The sequence below is a fragment of the Streptobacillus ratti genome, assembly GCF_001891165.1.
Taxonomy (GTDB): Bacteria; Fusobacteriota; Fusobacteriia; order Fusobacteriales; family Leptotrichiaceae; genus Streptobacillus; species Streptobacillus ratti.
The window spans coordinates 1-303 of record NZ_LKKW01000108.1; the positions used below are offsets into that span (position 1 = coordinate 1).

Consider the following 303-nt stretch of genomic DNA (forward strand, 5'->3'; position numbering starts at 1 on the left):
AATCTGCCGTCATCGACTTCGAAGGTTCGAATCCTTCCCCCACCACCATCGCTTACAAAAGCCCCTGAATGCTCAAACGAATCCGCAATTAAATATTCTGCCCATGCGGCGAAGGATGAGAAGCTTCGACCAAGGTTCGACTCGAGGCCAGCGAGAGAGCGTTGCCGCAGGCAACGACCCGTAGGGCGAAGCGCGCAGCGCTGAGTAATCCTTCCCCCACCACCATTTCTTCCTGAAATACTCAAAACCTGTTACTCCGAGCTAATTCTGCCCAATGGCACCGCGTTTACCGGACCTAAAATA

At 53.1% G+C, this 303-nt stretch carries 1 other RNA gene; it reads left to right on the forward strand.

Annotated elements, in window-relative coordinates:
* The first annotated feature begins 94 nt into the window (after positions 1–94).
* A non-coding RNA gene (locus BT993_RS07000) (RtT sRNA) lies at positions 95–225 on the forward strand.
* Positions 226–303 lie beyond the last annotated feature (78 nt).